At 48.2% G+C, this 18,627-nt stretch carries 27 protein-coding genes and 1 pseudogene; 15 read left to right on the forward strand and 13 right to left on the reverse strand.

Annotated elements, in window-relative coordinates; all coding sequences use genetic code 11:
- Positions 1-83 precede the first annotated feature (83 nt).
- Positions 84-474 (reverse strand): annotated as a pseudogene (gene tnpA, locus ACFODW_RS10970) (IS200/IS605 family transposase).
- Positions 475-1,141: 667 nt separating this feature from the next.
- On the opposite strand from tnpA, the gene ACFODW_RS10975 reads away from it, so the two are divergent.
- Positions 1,142-1,477 carry a hypothetical protein gene (locus tag ACFODW_RS10975; RefSeq protein ID WP_390306317.1) on the forward strand — a complete coding sequence of 112 codons (336 nt, stop codon included), beginning with the start codon at positions 1,142-1,144 and terminating at the stop codon, positions 1,475-1,477.
- A gap of 120 nt (positions 1,478-1,597) precedes the next feature.
- Here ACFODW_RS10975 and ACFODW_RS10980 read toward each other — a convergent pair whose 3' ends face one another.
- The gene (locus tag ACFODW_RS10980) at positions 1,598-1,831 is read right to left on the reverse strand and encodes a hypothetical protein (RefSeq protein WP_390306318.1); all 234 of its coding nucleotides are present in this window, start codon (positions 1,829-1,831) and stop codon (positions 1,598-1,600) included.
- A 197-nt stretch (positions 1,832-2,028) separates the two neighbouring features.
- Here ACFODW_RS10980 and ACFODW_RS10985 point away from each other — a divergent pair, with 197 nt between their 5' ends.
- From ACFODW_RS10985 to ACFODW_RS11045, 13 genes are all read left to right on the forward strand, one after another.
- Entirely contained in the window at positions 2,029-2,697 is a 669-nt protein-coding gene (locus ACFODW_RS10985) for a hypothetical protein (RefSeq protein WP_390306320.1), read from the forward strand.
- A gap of 972 nt (positions 2,698-3,669) precedes the next feature.
- Positions 3,670-4,248: a gas vesicle protein GvpQ gene (gvpQ, locus tag ACFODW_RS10990; protein ID WP_390306322.1), complete on the forward strand. Its 579-nt coding sequence runs from the start codon at positions 3,670-3,672 to the stop codon at positions 4,246-4,248.
- Positions 4,249-4,423: 175 nt separating this feature from the next.
- Entirely contained in the window at positions 4,424-4,696 is a 273-nt protein-coding gene (gene gvpA, locus ACFODW_RS10995) for a gas vesicle structural protein GvpA (protein WP_390306325.1), read from the forward strand.
- A gap of 86 nt (positions 4,697-4,782) precedes the next feature.
- Positions 4,783-5,049: a gas vesicle protein GvpO gene (gvpO, locus tag ACFODW_RS11000; protein WP_390306327.1), complete on the forward strand. Its 267-nt coding sequence runs from the start codon at positions 4,783-4,785 to the stop codon at positions 5,047-5,049.
- Positions 5,050-5,061: 12 nt separating this feature from the next.
- Complete coding sequence (gvpN, locus tag ACFODW_RS11005; protein ID WP_390306329.1) at positions 5,062-5,988, forward strand: gas vesicle protein GvpN; 927 nt, start codon at positions 5,062-5,064, stop codon at positions 5,986-5,988.
- Complete coding sequence (locus tag ACFODW_RS11010) at positions 5,985-6,755, forward strand: GvpL/GvpF family gas vesicle protein (protein WP_390306331.1); 771 nt, start codon at positions 5,985-5,987, stop codon at positions 6,753-6,755. The genes gvpN and ACFODW_RS11010 overlap by 4 nt, the downstream gene beginning before the upstream one ends.
- Positions 6,752-7,012 (forward strand): gas vesicle protein GvpG, encoded by a 261-nt coding sequence (locus ACFODW_RS11015; RefSeq protein ID WP_390306334.1) that lies wholly within the window; start codon positions 6,752-6,754, stop codon positions 7,010-7,012. The genes ACFODW_RS11010 and ACFODW_RS11015 overlap by 4 nt, the downstream gene beginning before the upstream one ends.
- A 10-nt stretch (positions 7,013-7,022) precedes the next feature.
- Positions 7,023-7,826: a GvpL/GvpF family gas vesicle protein gene (locus ACFODW_RS11020; RefSeq protein WP_390306336.1), complete on the forward strand. Its 804-nt coding sequence runs from the start codon at positions 7,023-7,025 to the stop codon at positions 7,824-7,826.
- 14 nt (positions 7,827-7,840) lie between these two features.
- Entirely contained in the window at positions 7,841-8,104 is a 264-nt protein-coding gene (locus ACFODW_RS11025) for a gas vesicle protein (RefSeq protein ID WP_390306339.1), read from the forward strand.
- Positions 8,105-8,123: 19 nt separating this feature from the next.
- The gene (locus ACFODW_RS11030; RefSeq protein ID WP_390306853.1) at positions 8,124-8,408 is read left to right on the forward strand and encodes a gas vesicle protein K; all 285 of its coding nucleotides are present in this window, start codon (positions 8,124-8,126) and stop codon (positions 8,406-8,408) included.
- A 25-nt stretch (positions 8,409-8,433) separates the two neighbouring features.
- On the forward strand, positions 8,434-8,760 hold the full coding sequence (locus tag ACFODW_RS11035; RefSeq protein ID WP_390306341.1) for a gas vesicle protein: 327 nt from the start codon (positions 8,434-8,436) through the stop codon (positions 8,758-8,760).
- Positions 8,761-9,102: 342 nt separating this feature from the next.
- The gene (locus tag ACFODW_RS11040) at positions 9,103-9,711 is read left to right on the forward strand and encodes a YtxH domain-containing protein (protein ID WP_390306344.1); all 609 of its coding nucleotides are present in this window, start codon (positions 9,103-9,105) and stop codon (positions 9,709-9,711) included.
- A 64-nt stretch (positions 9,712-9,775) separates the two neighbouring features.
- On the forward strand, positions 9,776-9,898 hold the full coding sequence (locus tag ACFODW_RS11045; RefSeq protein ID WP_390306346.1) for a hypothetical protein: 123 nt from the start codon (positions 9,776-9,778) through the stop codon (positions 9,896-9,898).
- A gap of 664 nt (positions 9,899-10,562) precedes the next feature.
- Here ACFODW_RS11045 and ACFODW_RS11050 read toward each other — a convergent pair.
- Both ACFODW_RS11050 and fabZ read right to left on the reverse strand, forming a co-directional pair.
- Entirely contained in the window at positions 10,563-10,865 is a 303-nt protein-coding gene (locus ACFODW_RS11050) for a hypothetical protein (protein WP_390306348.1), read from the reverse strand.
- A 146-nt stretch (positions 10,866-11,011) separates the two neighbouring features.
- The gene (gene fabZ / locus ACFODW_RS11055; protein WP_390306350.1) at positions 11,012-11,431 is read right to left on the reverse strand and encodes a 3-hydroxyacyl-ACP dehydratase FabZ; all 420 of its coding nucleotides are present in this window, start codon (positions 11,429-11,431) and stop codon (positions 11,012-11,014) included.
- A gap of 118 nt (positions 11,432-11,549) precedes the next feature.
- Between fabZ and ACFODW_RS11060 the strand changes: the two genes are divergently transcribed.
- Positions 11,550-11,696: a lmo0937 family membrane protein gene (locus tag ACFODW_RS11060; protein ID WP_390306352.1), complete on the forward strand. Its 147-nt coding sequence runs from the start codon at positions 11,550-11,552 to the stop codon at positions 11,694-11,696.
- 48 nt (positions 11,697-11,744) lie between these two features.
- Here ACFODW_RS11060 and ACFODW_RS11065 read toward each other — a convergent pair whose 3' ends face one another.
- The 9 genes from ACFODW_RS11065 to ACFODW_RS11105 all read right to left on the reverse strand — a co-directional run bounded on the left by ACFODW_RS11065 (position 11,745) and on the right by ACFODW_RS11105 (position 18,610).
- Positions 11,745-12,071 carry a DNA-directed RNA polymerase subunit beta gene (locus ACFODW_RS11065; protein ID WP_390306354.1) on the reverse strand — a complete coding sequence of 109 codons (327 nt, stop codon included), beginning with the start codon at positions 12,069-12,071 and terminating at the stop codon, positions 11,745-11,747.
- An 85-nt stretch (positions 12,072-12,156) separates the two neighbouring features.
- Positions 12,157-12,984, reverse strand: coding sequence for a flagellar hook-basal body protein (locus ACFODW_RS11070; protein WP_390306356.1), 828 nt, complete (start codon positions 12,982-12,984; stop codon positions 12,157-12,159).
- Positions 12,985-13,099: 115 nt separating this feature from the next.
- Positions 13,100-13,903 (reverse strand): flagellar hook-basal body protein, encoded by an 804-nt coding sequence (locus tag ACFODW_RS11075; RefSeq protein WP_390306358.1) that lies wholly within the window; start codon positions 13,901-13,903, stop codon positions 13,100-13,102.
- A 77-nt stretch (positions 13,904-13,980) separates the two neighbouring features.
- Positions 13,981-14,982: a rod shape-determining protein gene (mreB, locus tag ACFODW_RS11080; protein WP_390306359.1), complete on the reverse strand. Its 1,002-nt coding sequence runs from the start codon at positions 14,980-14,982 to the stop codon at positions 13,981-13,983.
- Between the two features lie 334 nt (positions 14,983-15,316).
- Positions 15,317-15,598: a sporulation transcriptional regulator SpoIIID gene (spoIIID, locus tag ACFODW_RS11085; RefSeq protein WP_390306362.1), complete on the reverse strand. Its 282-nt coding sequence runs from the start codon at positions 15,596-15,598 to the stop codon at positions 15,317-15,319.
- A gap of 499 nt (positions 15,599-16,097) precedes the next feature.
- The gene (locus tag ACFODW_RS11090; protein ID WP_390306364.1) at positions 16,098-16,253 is read right to left on the reverse strand and encodes a hypothetical protein; all 156 of its coding nucleotides are present in this window, start codon (positions 16,251-16,253) and stop codon (positions 16,098-16,100) included.
- A gap of 96 nt (positions 16,254-16,349) precedes the next feature.
- On the reverse strand, positions 16,350-17,363 hold the full coding sequence (locus tag ACFODW_RS11095; RefSeq protein WP_390306366.1) for an AimR family lysis-lysogeny pheromone receptor: 1,014 nt from the start codon (positions 17,361-17,363) through the stop codon (positions 16,350-16,352).
- Positions 17,364-17,634: 271 nt separating this feature from the next.
- On the reverse strand, positions 17,635-18,033 hold the full coding sequence (gene spx / locus ACFODW_RS11100) for a transcriptional regulator Spx (protein WP_390306368.1): 399 nt from the start codon (positions 18,031-18,033) through the stop codon (positions 17,635-17,637).
- A gap of 85 nt (positions 18,034-18,118) precedes the next feature.
- The gene (locus ACFODW_RS11105; protein WP_390306371.1) at positions 18,119-18,610 is read right to left on the reverse strand and encodes a CarD family transcriptional regulator; all 492 of its coding nucleotides are present in this window, start codon (positions 18,608-18,610) and stop codon (positions 18,119-18,121) included.
- Positions 18,611-18,627 lie beyond the last annotated feature (17 nt).

The raw sequence follows: 18,627 nt of genomic DNA on the forward strand, positions 1-18,627 counted from the left end.
CCTTACTCATTTCTTGCAAGATAGTTGCTTGTTCTTTTGTGGGAAGCAGTTTTATTTTGACGGTTATAGTCTGCGACACAGTTTCACCCCCTTGTTTTTTGCTGTTCCACATAATGTTTAATGGTTTGGCTCGATACATTCCCCGCGGTAGATACAAAGTAGGAACGAGTCCATATGCTTGGCAAGATAAGAAAAATCCTCTCGCAACTTTTTAGAAGTCACTCCTTTGATTTTTGCCATAATTCCAGCAGGACTAAATGTTGGGGGTGCGTTTAGAAATAAATGGGTATGGTCTTTATCGCACTCTAAAGCGACAATGATAATTTCCAATTCTCCACATATTTCTTGTACTAACTGTTTAAAACGTTCCTCTACATCCGCACGGAGGAATATTTTTCTTCTGTATCGAGGACAAAAAACGAAATGGTAATTTACTAATGATACGGTGGTTTTTGTTCTTCTGTATTCATTCATATACTTATTGTATTTGCTTATTCGCCAGACTACAACAAACAAACCTAAAGAGAAGGAATTTTCGGATACTTGAAGTATCATAAACTTTGCGTTTTTTAGTGGTACTCCGTATCCGACCGAGCTATCATCCCACGATTAAAACCGTGGGCTTTCTCGCTCGGAACATCTGTAATTGCCCGGATTGGCGAAAGCTGAACGCCTATCACAGCTGTTGGATGGTGCACAGCCCAGATTTAGCGACCTAATTATGTATATAAAAAGTTCCGCTTGTTTCCCGGTACTGCTGAAGCCGAACCTGATGCAGGCTTAACTTATCGCGATTACGCCACATTCTTAGATTACTTTTGCCTACCTTTATTCTATATGACTAACCGGTCAGTCACATGCATTTCTATATATTCTGCATCTTTCCCATTATATACAGGGGCCAAGCGCTCTAGCAAGTCAAATATACACTTCTTGAGAAAGAGATTTTTCCCACAAATGACCGGACAGTCAGGAGAGGTGACTGGCTGGGGTGAGTTGGTCAGGGCGGGGGTATTGACGGGGGTGCAGGTTTATCAGCAGCTCAGGCGAAATATCAGCTGGTGCACGGATTTATCGGCAGCACACGCAGGATATCGCCTGGTGCGAAATTTTATCGGCTGCTCAGGCAGGATATCACCTGGTGCTCAGATTTATCCGCAGCTCACACGGGATATCGCCTGGTACGCAATTTTATCGGCTGCTCGTGTCAGATATCTCCTGGTGCTCAGATTTATCCGCAGCACAAGCAGGATATCAGCCGATGCGTGAATTTATCAGCAGATCACGCGGAATATCAGCTGATGCACGGATTTATCGGCTGCTCACACAGGATATCAGCTGGGGCACAGATTTATTGGCAGCTCATGCCACATATCAGTCGGAACATAGCTTTATCGGCAGCACGCTCATATATCAGCAGTTGCGCTATTTACCATGTCAATTTGGGTATTTGGAACTAATAAGTGTTTATCAATGAAAAAGGAGCACGAAAAGTTATGCCATTCGTACCCCTAAATAGTGTTATTTATTGTTTTCTCCCCCTATAACTCAACCCGTTACGTTCCAAGGGAATTTTATACTGTTTTGGACGATTCCTTCACTTTCCATTGCGCCGTTTCAACTTTAGGATAAGGTCGGTGGTAAAAAATACAACCAGCCCGGAGATGAGGATAATCAATGAGCTGCTTATCACTGGTTTGTCATAGACCAATTCAGAGGCAGCATTCACTAAAAGGAATATTCCCCAAAAGATGAAAGTAGCCCGGCCGGATATGTCTGCATTCTTTTTTTCTTCTTGACTGGCGTTTTTAAAGAACATGCGTGAAATCAACCCCGTCCCACTTGTTTGATTGTTATTCCCCCTTATCCTATTACTGATGGTTTAAGAAATCAATATACCGATATCCCTATTTCTATTACTCTATTTGGCTGACTGAATATGTCGAAGGTATGAATAGTTCGAACTATACCAAAGTTAAATAGATTATGATACTTTAAAAGTGAATTTAATAGAAGGGGGGAATACGCGTGAAAAAGCTGTTTTCATTGATCATTGCAACCACTTTGTTGGTCAGTACGTTTGGTAGCAGTGTCGCTTTTGCGGAGGGTGACAGTATGGTGAAAGACGCGCCCGAGTTAAGTAAGTCTGTGCAAGTGGATGTCAGCGAAGAGGATCTAGCAAAAGTGCAAGTTATGGTGAACGCTATTGAGGAATTGGATCAGAATTTGGACATGGAAAACTTATCAAAAAACAAGAAACGCGACATTAAACAACTAAGTAACGAAGCGCAGGAGTTGTATTATTTATACACCAAAAAGGCCAATAAGGTGAATGGCAAGGGGGATGTGTCTCCGGAGGAAGTGCTCTCTTTCCTGAACACAGCTTCCAGTAGCTTTTCCGAACCCGGCATGGTAGAGCCTAATTACAGTATTAGAAGCGTGAAAAGGTATTATCTGACCCATCAGCAGGTTACTGATATTGTAAAAGGTTCCGCTTGGAATGGGGGATTTTGGGGAATGATGGCGGCCATCGCTAAAATTTGGGGCAAAAGCCCAACCGTTTTGACCGCGATGATCGTGGCCATTCCGACATTGGGTGCAGCGACGATAAATCTCTGCAACCGGTACAATACAGGAATCGTCATTCAGGACATAAGAGTAGGGGCTACCCACAGTTTTTCTTGTTATCCTCGTTGATAATATAGGATACATTCGCCGTCCTTGCTTGGACAGATTAAACATATGAATAAAAAACACTAAAACGGTTTTATGCTGGCTCACATGTGATAGATTCTGAGAATGCCGCGGTATTTCGTTCTTACGGACAAATTACCGCGGCTTTTTTATGCATTCTTTCCGTCTAGCTTGCGTTGCACCACAGAGACGGGGCGTCATTTCTGTATGGTTTGAAGAATCCGTATGCCGCGATGAGCGTCTCGCCTTCCATCTTGTTCCTAGTGCGGAAGTACAATTCTGTGGTTGATTCCTAGAAGGAGATACGTTAGGAAACTACATGGGGCCACGCCTGGTATCAGCCGATGCGCGAATTTGTCAGCAGCACACACGGGATATCACCTGGTACGCAGATTTATCGGCAGCTCACGCCAGATATCACCAGGTACACGAATTTATCATCTGCTCACACCAGATATCACCTGGTGCACAGATTTATCGGCAGCACACGCAGGATATCAGCCGATGCGCTAGTTTATCAGCTGCTCACGCGGGATATCTGCAGGTGCACCAATTTATCAGCTGCTCACACCAGATATCACCTGGTGCTCAGATTTATCCGCAGAGCACACGCAGGATATCTGCAGGTGCGCTAATTTATCAGCAGCTCACGCGGGATATCACCTGGTGCATAAATTTATCGGCAGCTCGTGCCCGGCAGCACCTGGTGCGCAGATTTATCAGCAGCTCGCTTCACATATCAGCCGGTGCGAAATTTTATCAGCAGCACCTGTTAAATATCACCAGTACGGCTGAAATATCGCTTGGAAAGCGGTTTTATCAGCAAATTCGGGGTTATTCGTTCTTTATTTTTAGGGTATACGAATTAATTAGGAAATATTAGCCAGTTTTCAATTGTTTATAAAGGGTATCCATCTATAGGGTTTCTTCCAGGTGTCGGTCATCCGGCCCCTTTTGAATAGAAGGAGGTTATCTATGGGAGACAAATGGAATATTAGTCCGGGAACGAAGGCATCGCTGATCACCGGCACCCTGACTTTCCTTGGTTCGGCGACTCCCATTCTGCTGCCGAAGCTGAAAGACGGCATCTCGAATCAGCTGCCGAGAGTCAAGCGGGCCGTTAAACGGGCAGATGACCCGGCGGAGTTCAAGGAAGAAGTGGAGAGTGAAGCAAGGGATGAGATGGCCGACCAGTTTAAGGATAAATTGAAGGAAAACATCCAGGGCAAGATCGAGCAGGCAGCCGATCAGCTACAGGACAAGAAAGAGGAAAATGCTGAGAAGGTCCATTCCAATGCGGAGGACTTCCAAGACAAGGCTCAAGATGCCCTGTTGACTGTACGGGAGAAACTCGCCAATGCCAAGGAGGCCGGCGAAGATTTCCAGGACCGCTTGGACGGGCGGACTTCCTCCAGTTCTTCTCGCAGCAAGCGAAGGGTATACGGAGCCAAGGACATTAAAGGCGTCAGCCATATCAAAAGCGCAAAAGACATCAAGGGTGTCAGCAGCATCAAAGGTGTCAAAAACATCAACGGTTATGCAAGCAACCGGTAGGCGGAGACAGCCTGCTTGGGCCAATTGCGGATAGATCATTAGGACGCATCGGCAGAAGAATCTGGGCAGTTGCTGGATTTGAAAGCAGCCTCCCGCTTCAAGATGAGAGGGCGAAGATAAAAAGCTGTTACAGCTTTTTCAATAGATACTAATTCAGAAAGGAGCATGTTTCATTATGGCTATTCAAAAATCAACCGATAGTTCCGGTCTGGCAGAGGTTATTGACCGCATTCTCGATAAGGGGATTGTCATCGACGCGTTTGCCCGCGTCTCCGTTGTAGGGATTGAACTGATTACAGTCGAGGCCCGGGTGGTCGTTGCCAGTGTCGATACGTGGCTCCGCTATGCGGAAGCGGTCGGCCTGCTTCATGACGATGTAGAGGAAGACGGTCTGTCCGACAGGCTTTCCGCCCGCACCGACTATGAATATGACTACGAAAATGCTTAATATCCCATAGACCATCCATTTGCAGAGCCCGGCGGCAGCGGGGTTCTGCCTCATACTTACGAGACTGATAGGAAGGAAGGTTTTTCATGCAAGTAATGGAAGAGATCAACCAATTTTTCCGGCAGCATATAGCCCCGCCGCATAAAATCATCTCTGTTACCCGGCGAAAAGATGAGGAACAGGAAGGCTGGCGCGGCCTGGTCGAAGTCATTGAGGAAAAGGAATATATGAAGAAATACGGGAATGACCAGATGATCGGCCTGTATGAAATTTTTCTGGATGATGAACTGGATGTGATGGGATTTTCCCGGATCAGCCTCAGGTACCGCAGCGATTTGGAAGAACAGGCATAGGAGGATCATGTCATGGCGGACAGCAAAACAATCCAACAACAGAATCAGCTGTATGAGGAATCCACGTATTACCAGGATCTCATCTATCGCAGCTTGGGCTATCTGGACGCAGGCTACCCGATTCATTTCACCGGCCCGTCCGGTATCGGCAAGACGACACTCGGCCTCCATATCGCCAAACAGCGGAACCGCCCGGTCATGCTGATCCATGGCAACCGAGACCTGTCCAATGAGGACCTGATCGGCACCTACTCCGGATACACGCGGAATAAGCTGAAGGACAACTATGTGCGGAGCGTCTATAAGATAGAAGAAAATGTCAGTGAATCCTGGACGGACGGGCGGCTCCTGGAGGCTATCCAGAAGGGCTATACGCTGGTATATGACGAGTTCACCCGCTCCCGTCCGGAGACCAATAACATTTTCCTGCCGATTCTCGAGGAGCGGATTCTGCCGTTGTACGGAACCAAGCAGAAAGGCACCTATGTGAATGTCCATCCAGAATTCTCGGTCATTTTTACCAGCAATCCGGCGGAGTATGCCGGCGTCTATTCCACCCAGGATGCCTTGCTCGACCGGATGGTGACCCTGCCGATGGATGCGATGGATACGGAGGCAAAAGTCACCGCGGTGATGAGTAAAACGGACGTGGAACAAGCAGAGGCAGAAGCAATCGTCCGCTTGATGGAGAAAGTCCGCAGCCTCACCTCACAGAAGGAAGATGGCAACGGCCCCGGCCTTCGTGCATGCCTCATGATTGCGGAAATCGCCTCTCGCCAAGAGGTGCCGATCGATGGAAATGATGAAGGCTTTGTCCAGCTCTGCCTGGATGTCACCTGGTTCCCATTGAAGAATTCCGTCGAGGAAAAACACCATTCCCGGGTGAGAAAGCAGCTGGAACAGGAATGCAGAAAAGTGAAAGTGGGGGAAGAAACATGAGTGAAGAGCAGGGAATCTATGTATTTTGCTGCATACAGACAGACGAGGAAGCCTCTTTCGGCACGGTCGAATTTGAAGGCGAGGAGCGGGAAATCCGCACCATCCATTATAAGGATGCGGCCATGGTGGTCACCGAGGTGCCGATGAAAATCTATCATCCAAGCAGGGAAAATCTGATGATGCACCAGCAGGTCATCTCGACTGTCATGGAAAAATCCGATACCGTGGTGCCGATCAGCTTCGGCAATGTCTTCCATACCGATGAAGATGTGGCTGCATTGGCGGAAAGCCTTTATCCACAGTTGGAAAAATTATTCCCGAAAATCAAAGGAAAAATCGAAGTCGGGCTGAAAGTGATCGGCAAAAAGGAATGGCTCGAGAAAAATATCAACCAAAACGAGAACGTGGCCAAGAAGAAACAGGTCGTCCAATCCAAGTCCGAGGCTGCCGGCTATTTTGACCGGATTCAGCTCGGCGAAATGGCCAAAGACTTTTTCCAGGGCATGCAGAGCGAAATGGAGACGGAGATCCATGAACCACTGAAGCCACTGGCAGAAGCGGCCAAGACAAATGACCCGATCGGCGAGAAGATGCTGCTCAATGCCGCGTACCTGATCGACCACGACAAGGAAGCGGAATTTGATGAGATGGTCAATGAACTGCATGATCAGTGGCAGGACCGGGTGGACTTTAAATACACCGGACCATGGCCCGCCTATAATTTCATCAATATCAAGCTGAAAGTAGAAGAGCAGGAAACCCCATGATCCATAAGATCTTCACTTCCCCCATTAACATGGTCGTCAAAATCGGCGAGAAAGTGAAGGAAGAAGTGGACAGGGAATTCTATGACCTGGAGCATATCCAGCAGAAACTGATCCACCTGCAGATGATGTATGAACTCGGGGAAATTGAGGACGATGCCTATAAGCAGCAGGAATCCGAACTGCTCATCCGCTATGAAATAGCCAAAAAACGCGAAATGGAACAAATAGAAGAAATGACGAAGCGAAACAAGAAGTGAGGGAATCAATATGGGAAATCTTATTTACTTATACGGAATCATCCCAGAGCGGGAGGAACATACCGACCCCCTTCCCGCCTGCAAAGGGCTCGACGGCGAGCATGACACCTACAGCCTGCTGCTCGATGGGATTGAGGCGGTCGTTTGCGAGCTTGATGCAGAAGAATACGGAGAGGAACAACTGAAGCAGAAGACCGAGGATCCGAACTGGCTTCACGAAAAGGCCTTCCATCATCACGAAGCGCTCATGAAGCTGTATGAAAAATATTCCGTGATCCCGATGAAATTCTGCACCATCTATTCTAGTGAAGAAAGCCTGAAAAACACATTGGAACCGCATAAGGAGCGGATCCAGGAATTGTTCGGGGAGATTGAGGGCAAGGAAGAATGGATCCTGAAAATTTACTGCGATGCTAATAAAATCAAGGAAACCGTCGCTGCCCGAAATGATAATGTGGAGGCAAAGCGCGAAGAAATATCCAAGCTGTCCCCCGGCCGGCAATATTTGGAGAAACGCAAGCTGGATCAGCTGATTGACCAGGAAGCTGAACGGGAGAAGCACCGTTTTTCCGAAAACATCCATGAAAACCTGAAAGAAATGAGCGCAGACACCGAAGTGAAGAAGAACTGGAACCGCGATGTAACCGGCAGGCAGGAAGAAATGTGCTGGAACAGTGTCTACATGCTGAAAAAAGATGAAGTAGAGGATTTTCTGGAGAAGGTCAAACAGCAGCAGGAGCAGTGGAAGGATGACGGCTGGATCATGGAAGTGACCGGTCCATGGCCATCCTACCACTTCGCAAAAATCAGCTAGAGTGGAGGGATCCTGTGGCAAATCGGCATGAATTTGAAAACAAGGAAGTCGGCCTGATTGACGTGCTTGATGTCGTGTTGGACAAGGGTGTCGCCATCAAAGGTGATCTAATCCTGTCCATCGCGGGTGTGGACCTCGTCTACCTGGATCTCCGGGTGCTGATTTCCTCGGTGGAAACCCTGATCGAGTCCAACCAGGAAACGGCGGAAGCCTTGTCTTCCAAAGAATTTGACCGGGAAAAGGAGGAATTGAACCGTGTCATCCATCAATCTGAATAACGCTGGTTCCTTGAATGACCTGGACCACCGCCCAGAAAAAAGCGGCCGGATCCAGATCGATTCCGACAGTGCAGAAGAAGGCCTGGCCCAGCTGGTGCTTACCATCATCGAACTGCTGAGGCAGCTCGTCGAACGCCAGGCGATCCGACGCGTCGACGGAGGCACCTTGAGTGAAGAAGAAATTGAAAATATCGGCGTCGCCCTGATGAATCTCGATATGAAAATGGAAGAGCTGAAAGATATTTTCGGGCTGGATGATGAGGACTTGAACATCGACCTCGGCCCGCTTGGAAATCTACTATAAATCCACTCGAAAGGAGGCCATTGCCATGGCCAGTGAACATTCACCCCAAACCATGAACCAATCCAGCAACCTCGTCGATGTCCTGGAAACCGTCCTCGATAAGGGGGTGGTCATCGCCGGTGACATCCGTGTCGGTATCGCCGACGTCGAGCTCCTGTCCATCAAAATTCGGCTGATCGTCGCCTCTGTCGATAAAGCCAAGGAAATCGGCATGGACTGGTGGGAAAATGATCCATACCTCAATTCCCAAGCAGCCAAAAGCGAACAAAATCAGCTGAAGCAGGAAAACGAACAGCTCCAGCAGCGGCTTGAAAGGCTGGAAAGCAAGTTGGGAGAAGACAGTCGGTTGTAGGATGAGGGTGAGCGGCGGGCGTGACGCTTGGGCTGTGGTGGGTGGCGGGATGCGGGCCCGAGTTGTGGAGGATGAGGCCCGAGTTGTGGAGGATGAGGCCCGAGTTGCCGGATGCGGGGCCCGAGTCCGGCAGTGTGGCGCCCGAGTTGAGGTGGGTGCGGCCCGAGTCCGGCAGTGTGGCGCCCGAGTCGCGGTGGGTGCGGCCCGAGTCGCGGGGTGCGGGGCCCGAGTCTGGCGGCGTGGCGCCCGAGTTGAGGTGGGTGAGGCCCGAATGCGATAGGATGGGGTGTGCTTTTCCAAATCAATTATTTTATTAAATAAAATCTTTTAGGAGGGTTTAGCATGAGTGAAGAAAAAAACAGTGAAAAGAAACTATACACACAGAAGGACGTGATTCGCGGGGGCATGATCGGCTATGCTCTTGGCGTGGCTACTACCCTATTCATGGCGCCGAAGTCCGGGAAGGAAATGCGTGAAGATGTCAGCAGCCAGGCAGGCAATATCAAGGATAAGACTGTCACCAAATCCAGAGAGCTAAGCGATACTACCAGGGAAAAATATAACGAAATCAGCACCAATGCCCGCGATAAATATGACCAAATCCGTACTACTGCCAGCGACAAAACCAAACAGCTGAGCAGCAAAGTGAAAAAGCGTGACCAGCAACAAGGCGAACCACAGAACGAAGACGAAGAGCAAAATACAAACGACGACTCCCAGCTACAGTCAAATGATATGAAAGCAGCACAGGGGCAAGCGGATAACGGAAATTCCGATGGCGATGAAAACAGTAACAATCAGGAAGAAAACAGCAATGAAAGCAATGAAGAGGAAAAAGATGCTTCCAAACCGAAAATAGACACCAAAACACCAACCAACAAAGCAAAAGCGCCTGTTAGAAAACAGTCGCCAAAAAAGAAAAACCAAGCAACACCAGCAGTGAAAGCTTAATCCTAATGTAAATGTTTGCCCGCACGTCTGGAGCGGGTAAACCATGAATAGGAGGCGATATACAATGAGTGATAAAGATAAAAAAGATGTCATCCGTGATCCAAAAGACACAGAACAGGGGTCACAGCTTCAGGACAACCAAATGGATGAAGCTAAAGGCAATAAGGAAGAACAAAAAGAAGACTAATGCAGACAGCCACTCGTTGAAGAGTGGCTGTCTTTATTGGTGTGTGGGGGTTTGAAGTTTGGGTATCGGCAGGTGCTAAGGTTATCGGCAGTTGATACGGAATATCGCTAGGTGCGACAGGGTATCGGCAGCTTACAGATTTTTTCGCTAGGTACACAAATTTATCCGCTGGTCACAAACGGTATCAGCACGCGCGACAGGGTATCGGCAACTTAATGATTTTATCGCCAGGTGAGCATATTTATCCGCTGGTCACGCGGGATATCGCTAGGTGCGACCGATTATCGGCAGCTGACAGATTTTTTCGCCAGGTGAATAACTTTATCCGGTGGTCACGCGCGATATCAGCACGTGCGACAGGTTATCAGCAACTGACAGATTTTTTCGCCAGGTGAGCATATTTATCCGCTGGTCACAAGCGGTATCAGCAAGAGCGCGCTTTTATCAGCACCTCACGCAATTTATCGCCAGGTATAAAAAATTATCCCCCGCCCGCGTTCGATATCACCAGGTGTCACAGCTTATCCCCACCTCACTCACATGATCCGCCGCTACCTACATATACTACCTGCCTAAAAGTCCGGCAGTCGTTCCCGCCTTCCAAGTAAAAAAGCAGAACGCTTGTCAAATGCCGTTCTGCTTCTTTTATACATGTATACAATTTTTACTGTTCGCCCATTCCACCGTCGCCGTTTTCATTTTCGCCGCCGGCTCCGCCGTTTCCATTGCCGTTGTTGCCATTATCCATTCCGCCATCTTCGCCCATGCCTTCATCTTCTTCTACTGGATTTTCATTGTTATTATCATCTTCTTGGTTTAATGGCGCTTCATCTTCCTCTGTGGCAGGAGCTTCTTCTTCCATCATTTGATCGTCCTGCTGCTGGTCTTCTTCTGTAGTACCGCAAGCTGCAGCCAGGGACAGTGCCAAAACAGGGGCACCAAGTTTGATAAGCAATTTTCTATTCATGTTATGTTTTCCTCCTTTGTGGTTCGCTATCGCGATTAGCTTAACCACTATCAAGGAAGTGATACATATTTTTTCCGGAAAATTTTTTTCTTATCGTTTGGGATACTGGCCGAATTTTTCAGGGCATGCTAGCTACTAGTGGTGTTTTATTTAATTGCGAAGGTGATTTCCGCTTCACAGGCTACTTCGCCGTTTACTTTGGCAATGCCTTTTCCCTTGCCAATTGGGCCTTTTATCCGGACAATGTCGACCTCGAGCTGCAGTTGGTCGCCTGGTCTTACCTGGCGTTTGAAGCGGCATTTGTCGACACCTGCCAGAAATCCGAGCTTGCCTTTATTTGCTTCCATGCCGAGCACGCCGATGGCACCGACCTGGGCTAGTGCTTCAATGATCAGTACGCCTGGCATGACCGCATAGTCGGGAAAATGCCCTTGGAAAAACGGCTCATTTACCGATACATTTTTCAATCCGACCACACGCTTCCCCTCTTCCATTTCCGTCACTTTATCAACGAGAAGGAATGGATAACGGTGTGGGATGGTTTCTTTGATTTGTTCAATGTCCATGATAAGATCTCTCCTTCGTTATTACTGTCTGCCCCATTATACCAAAGTTATGTTTGCCTATCCGCTCAAAAAGGAATGAAACCAATAATACGGCAGCTTAAAGTAAGGAGGATGCCGAATGCTTTGGACGATTCTACTCATATTGCTGGCTCTTTGGGTGCTTGGCCTTGTATTTGAAATTGCCGGGGGCCTCGTCCATATCCTGCTGGTGATCGCACTCATTGTCCTGATCTATCGTCTGATTACGGGCAACCGGAGGACTTAGCCTCACACAAAAAGCATCCTGATTTCACGCTTGAAATCAGGATGCTTTTTAATTGGTGCCCTGGAAAACAATTTCATAAATATGCTGCCAGGTATCTTTTCTCAATATCTCCATCGGATGTCCATCACCAAGCACACTGTAACCAATCATGAGGCCGACAATCAATGCCATGGCCGCAAGCAGTATGACCACGATGACACGCAGCCAAATCGGAAAGGCACGGCGTCTCCGCTGGAAACTTGCCAGGCTTTCTTCCTGCTTCTGCTCCTTCCATTCTTTCCGGGATGTGGCATCTGTGGCCGGCTTGGCCGACTGGTTCTTTTTCGACTTTTTATAGGCTTTCCTTGATTGCTGCTCTGATTGGTTATTTGACATCGGCTGTGACTCCTTAATTCTCGACAAAATACGTAATCTGGCTAAATTGTATCATATTTTCATAGATGAATCACGGACTATCGATTCATCCTCTCAGCTGGCTGATCAGGCCGGCCATCTGGTCCCCCATGGAAATGGTCCGGGAATTGAATTGATAGGAACGCTGGGCCATTATGAGATCGTTCATCTCCTTGGCCATATCCACATTGGACTGCTCCAGTGCCCCGCTCTGTATCAAATCACCAGCCGGGGCAGCTCCCTGAATAATGTCACCCACATTAAAACCGCTATTCGCCGGCACGCGGAAGTAGCTGTCCCCTGCCGCTTCCAGCAGGCGCGGACGGACAGCTTCCACTACATCGAGGGTACCTTCCAGCTGCTGCTGGCCATTACGGGTGGTCATCACCCGGCCATCCGGATTTATTTGGATCGCTTCAAATCCTTCCTCTATGACAATCGGTCCGTCCTGGCCGACCACCGGACTGCCATCCGCGGCGGACAGCACAAGGTCTCCCTGATTATTAAGCTGATTCAGGTAGAAAGAGCCGTTCCGGGTATAGCGCGTTTCTGAATTGCCATTTTCGGTCACCTGGATTTGAAAATAATGCCGGTCATTCAACAGAGCGGCATCCAGTGCTCTGCCGGTTTCGGCAATCGCTCCGCTCGTCTGGTTGGCAGTAATCGAGCCGAGTCCCGCTCCCGTACCGACCCTGATGCCATCCGGTGTCCGGCGGCCTTCATTGTTTGCCGGGTGCTTCATATTGTCGATCTGCTGATAAAGCAGGGAGGAAAATTCCCCTTGGCGGCTTTTATATCCGGTTGTCTGGCTGTTGGCCAGGTTGTTTCCTATAACATCCATCTTCTGTTGCAGCTGATTCATTGTCACAGCTGCCTGGATCATCGGGTTGGACATAGAGATTCTCCTTTTTCTTCACGAAACAGGACAAAGCGCCCTGCCGTCATATTTTCCCCACAGCTAACACGGCTGCGGTTATTGACCATATCTTCCTTCTGCCGCTATCCGCTATCTATCCCAACCGCCCGATTTCCGAGACAGCCTTGCCCATGCTTTCATCATATGCACGAAGGACACGCTGATTCATCTCAAAATTGCGGTATGTCTCCATCATCTGGGTCATGGACTGCAGCGAGTCGACATTCGACCTCTCCAGATGCCCCTGATGGATTTGAAAATTCCCATTTGCAGGAGCCAGTTCTGCTTCGCTGGCAAATAGGCCATTGCCCTCCTTGGCCAATTCATTGGCATCAGGCGTATAAGCAATGCCCAACGGCACATCGCCGCCCGCTGTCTGAAGAACCCCATCGCCCGTTACGGTGAATTCCATCCCGTTCGTCTGAATCGGATTCCCTGCCTCATCCAGCACATAATATCCTTGGCTGGTGGTCAGGAATCCTGCACCATCGACGGTGAAATTACCGTTCCGGGTGTACCGCTCCTCGCCAGCTGCATTCTGGACGGTGAAAAACAGGCCGCCCTCTTCATCCGGCAAATCCCCGTTGACAATCGCCAAATCGGTAGTGATGCCTGTTTCTCTGATATCCCCCTGGCTGTGGTTCGGTGTATGCTCCTGGACGTAGACACCCGTATTCAATGACCCGATCGGGTGGCTGTCCATCGCCCTGTATCCCCGGGTGACCGGCAGCTCTGTTGATCCCATCTTCTGGATCAACAGCTCCGGAAATGCCCGTAATGAAGACTGATCCGCCTTATATCCCGGCGTATTTGCATTTGCAATATTGTTCGACAATGCCTCTTGATGGCGCTGCTGAGCCATCATGCCGCTTGCGGCTGTATAAAAACCTCTCAACAAGATGATTTCCCCCACATCTTTTTATAACAATTTTCGTATGGCTATGGGCAGCAGTTTTAGTTTTCTATCGGTTCGGTTTAGCCGATTCTTCTACGTTCAATTTTATCGATATTTTCCAGCATGATCCCTGTCCCTTTGGCAACACAGTGCATCGGCTCATCTGCAATGAATACCGGTACTTTCAATTCCTCGGCAAGCAGCTGATCAATTCCGTGGATCATCGCCCCGCCGCCTGTCAGGATGACCCCGCGGTCGATAATATCTGCAGATAATTCAGGCGGAGTGCGTTCCAGCACGGATTTGGCCGCCTGGACAATTAGCGAGACGGATTCCCTAAGCGCAGCCTCCACTTCGTCGGAATAAACGGTGATGGTCCTTGGCAGACCGCTGACCATATCCCGGCCGCGAATCTCGATTTCCTCAGAGCGCGCTCCCTCGTATACGGTAGCCACATTGATTTTGATATCTTCTGCCGTACGCTCACCAATCAGGAGTTTGTACTTCTTCTTTATGTATTGAAGAATTTCCTGATCAAATTTATCCCCGGCCATCTTAATCGACTCTGACGTCACGATATCCCCCATGGAGAGCACCGCCACATCCGTCGTGCCGCCACCAATATCAACGACCATGTTTCCGCTCGGCTGGAAGATCTCCATGCCGGCCCCGATAGCAGCCACTTTCGGCTCCTCTTCCAGGTAGACCTTCTTGCCGCCTGACTTCTCGGCCGCTTCCTTGATCGCCTTCTGCTCGACCTTCGTAATATTCGTCGGGCAGCAGATCAGCATCCTCGGCTTGGTCAAAAGCCCTTTTACATTTATTTTATTGATAAAATGCCTTAACATCGCTTCAGTTACATCAAAATCAGCAATAACCCCATCCTTCAGCGGACGGATTGCATCAATATTTCCCGGCGTCCTGCCGACCATGCGCCTTGCCGCTTCACCGACCTCAAGCACCTTGCCAGTCTGGCGGTCCATGGCAACGACAGACGGTTCATCCAGGACAATCCCTTTCCCTTTAACATGGATCAGCACATTGGCTGTTCCAAGATCAATTCCAATATCTCTGGAAAACATGATCAAAATCCTCCTAGTATAAATAACTGTCTTACCTCTGTCAAAAAACCTGATACTGCTAATACTATATTTTACCACAGTTTTCAACAATTAACTGCTGTTTCCTAAAATTTTTAGGAAAGCCTTGATCGGGTGTTTTTCAGGTGTGGTTTGGCGGGGGGTGGTGGGTATCTGGGGGGTGCTGCCGATTAACCGATCCCCCGCCGATACCCTCTCCACACCAGCCCATCCCAAGCACCATCCACACCACCACTTAATTCACCCAAAAAACCCAGCCTCTTGGGCTGGGTTTTATCCGTCTATTTTTCGATATACCTTCCTCTATCCATATCAATCACCCTATCGGCTTTGCTTCGCCTCCTTCAGGTGCTGGGATTTTATATTTTTTCCGGGTTGCCTCTCCTCCGCGCAGATGGCGGATGGATTTGTGGTATTCGAGGATTTCCTTGACCTGATTGGCCAGCTCGGGATTTATTTCTGGTAAACGTTCCGTCAGATCTTTGTGGACTGTGCTTTTGGACACACCAAATTCTTTGGCTATCACCCGGACTGTTTTTTTGGACTCGACGACATACTCGCCTATCCGGACTGTCCTTTCTTTGATGTAATCATGCACACCGTTCGCCTCCCTGTGTAGGTATTTCTGAGGTGTATTTGAGACAAGGTGCAAGTTATCTTGTGGCTGGCGATCTGGACAAGGTCAAAAGGATATGGTTGAAGTCCTGTACAAAGATAAGATATGAATAGAAGGAACGGTGTTGTGGAAAACCGCTTGTATATAACAGAATCTTCAGTATATTTTCCCGGCACTACTGGGCATAAGATTCATTGCTGGGTATGTAGAAAAGCCACACAAGCTCTCACCTCAGACACTTCTGTATGCTTGGTTTGTATATGTTTATTACCAGGGGGAGGGGTTTATGCTTAGTTTTTGTGCATAAATCTGCGGGACTGGCCATTTTTTACAATTCCGTTACAATTCCCGCACCAAGGCGCGAGGAAATTTGGCCGGTGCTCAGAAACGCGGGCAGATCGACTCGCCTAAAATAAACCGGATTCCCGCTGTGCGAAAATCCGGTTTGCCAACCTACTTTTCAGTTTGTCCAATGTTTCTATCAGTCGATTCCGCCCAGATCCGGATCGCGGAGGAGGACATCCAATAGATCTGGTGATGTCAGGATAAATACAGTGATTATTGCTAAAAAGAATAATTTCTTCCCCGATTTCATGCAGCACACCCCTATTCGTTTAGCTTGCGGTACCTTTGCCATTTAAATAAGATGGGCCCCCTCCAGCTTGAAGGCCGGCGGCAGCCCCCTCTTCTAATCAAATACATTCTCCAGATTGAGCGTTCGTTCAATAAGTAATCATAGAGCATAATCACGGATGGCTTGGAGGGAAAGCCGGCTGAAAAAGAAGTCTTTGCGCTGTTCAATGAACATCCGGTAGGCACGCAGCAGGATTTCCCGGTCATGTTTTGCCTTCCCCAAATAATACACTCTAAATGGCGTTTCCCTGTCCAGTCCTTCGAGGATGTCTACCGCGAAGTCATTGTTTCCCTTGGCAATTTCTAAATGGGCTTGTTCCGCCTTGTCGACAGTCGTAATTCCTTCCACTCGCCTGAAATGGGCAGACAGGAATGGGATATTATTATTCTTGATGATATGGATTTTTTTCTGCAGTTGCCGTTTTTCGGCTAGCTTCAATGCTTCTTGGAGATGGGACATGCCCTGTTCGTAGCTTTCAAAGGTGTAGGAAAGGCCCATTTTGATATGCGCATTTATTTTCGCCCTATCATTATAGGCATGGTTGATCAGACGATAGCCGAATTTCCGTGCCATCAGCACCTCATTCCGCATGAGATGATAATAGAGGAAAATCTGATACAGCCTTAACTGGAAACAATGTTTCAACATCCAGTCGTTAACCTGATCCAAACTGTGCTGATACTTCTCCAGAAAATTGCCGAATTCTGTGAATCGGTTCATATTGAGATAGGCATTCAGCTTAATGAATTCCAAAAGGCATTTCAATTCCGGCTCGTCTGTGGGGAAATGCTCGGCCTGCTGGAGAATGAGATATGGGGATTTATCTTCTTTAACAGCATACATCATCAACTCATAGACATCGGCCCACCTGTGATTCGACGGAATTCCCGTTGTCCTGTTCTTGTGGATCATTTCATCCATGTCCTCATAAAAACCGTTTATATATAGGAATTCCATACCTTTCTTCAACATGGCCGGTGTCTTTTCGTTCAGACATCGTTCCCGCAAGGCCAGTATAATTGGTTCTGTATCATCTGCCGTCTGTAACTGCTGGATATTCTCCAAGTAGTCCTGTCCATATTCTGTATATAATGCCCAGGCTGATTTCACCATTTGAAGGCCCCCTTTTCAGTAATAGATGAAGCGATCCTCCTCCAATCCCCTACATCTTTGCGAAATATTTACCTAATTTTAATATTACCACAACTTATGCCGAAATAAGTGGCCTATCGTTCGACAAATACGAACAAAAGCGTGACCATCAGGGCAGTGGCGGAGGTTAAGCATTCATCCTTATAAGAAAAAAGAGAGGGGTGCATGCGCCTTCATAGGTAAATAGTCGGATATAGCCTGTGGCCCTCCTCCTTTACCATATACTTTTAGTTTACGCCCTATCCAACAAGCGGGCTTCATGCAGCAGGGAGGTACGAACCGATTTGGGAATGAACCGCCGAATCTGAAATTCGTTGAACCCGACCATCAGGCGTTTTCCATCATGGATGATGGGACTTCTTAATATACTAGGATTGTCTTGGATAAAGCAGTATAAATCTGTCAGATGCATCCCATCCAAATGATCGATGTTTTTCTCGAACCATTCAGTACGGGTGGAAATCAGGTCTTCGGTCCCGTTGTCGGTCAGCCGGAAAATTTCCATGATCTCCGGTAATGTCAATGACTCCGACAAGATATTCCGTTCGGCAAAATCAATATCATTTGCCTGGAGCCACTTTCTGGCCTTTCTGCAGGACGTGCAGCTTGGTGTGACAAACAGTGTTACCATGCCGATTCTCTCTCCTCTTCTTCGTGCGCAGAATATATGTAAAAAGCAGCTGCTTCATCCAGGGAGATGAAGCATGCCATATAGGTCATTCAATCATCCGGTTCACCTCATCAGCTACTTCCTCCGCAGAAATTCTCAGTGCCACCGCCAATTCCTTGAACATAATATTTTGTGTATTTGCCAAGAGATGGCGGTCCTGGTCCAGCAATTTCTTATGCTCCCTTTCCGCCTCCCGCTTTCTCCGTATTAATGTATTGACCACTTTGGCAATCTCCCTGCGGTCCCCCGAATTCACCAGCTTCCTATATGTCTGCCTTCGCTGCCTTACATCCTCTATCCACTGGATGCCCGGTTGCTGGAAGGATTGCAGGATTTCTTCCGCTTCCTCCTTTTCCATCACCGCCAGCATGACGACCCGCTCATTGTCGACGGGGGTGTTGATGGTCAACTTCGGATCTTCAAGCGGGTGCAGTACATAATAGCTTCTCGTCACATCCCCATAGGTTTTATCACATATATCATCAATTTTACTCAAACCATGGACAGAATAGATGATTACATCTCCAACATTGAACATCGTGTAGCCCCCAGCTC

The sequence above is a fragment of the Virgibacillus sediminis genome, assembly GCF_042643265.1.
Classification (GTDB): Bacteria; Bacillota; Bacilli; order Bacillales; family Amphibacillaceae; genus Virgibacillus_O; species Virgibacillus_O sediminis.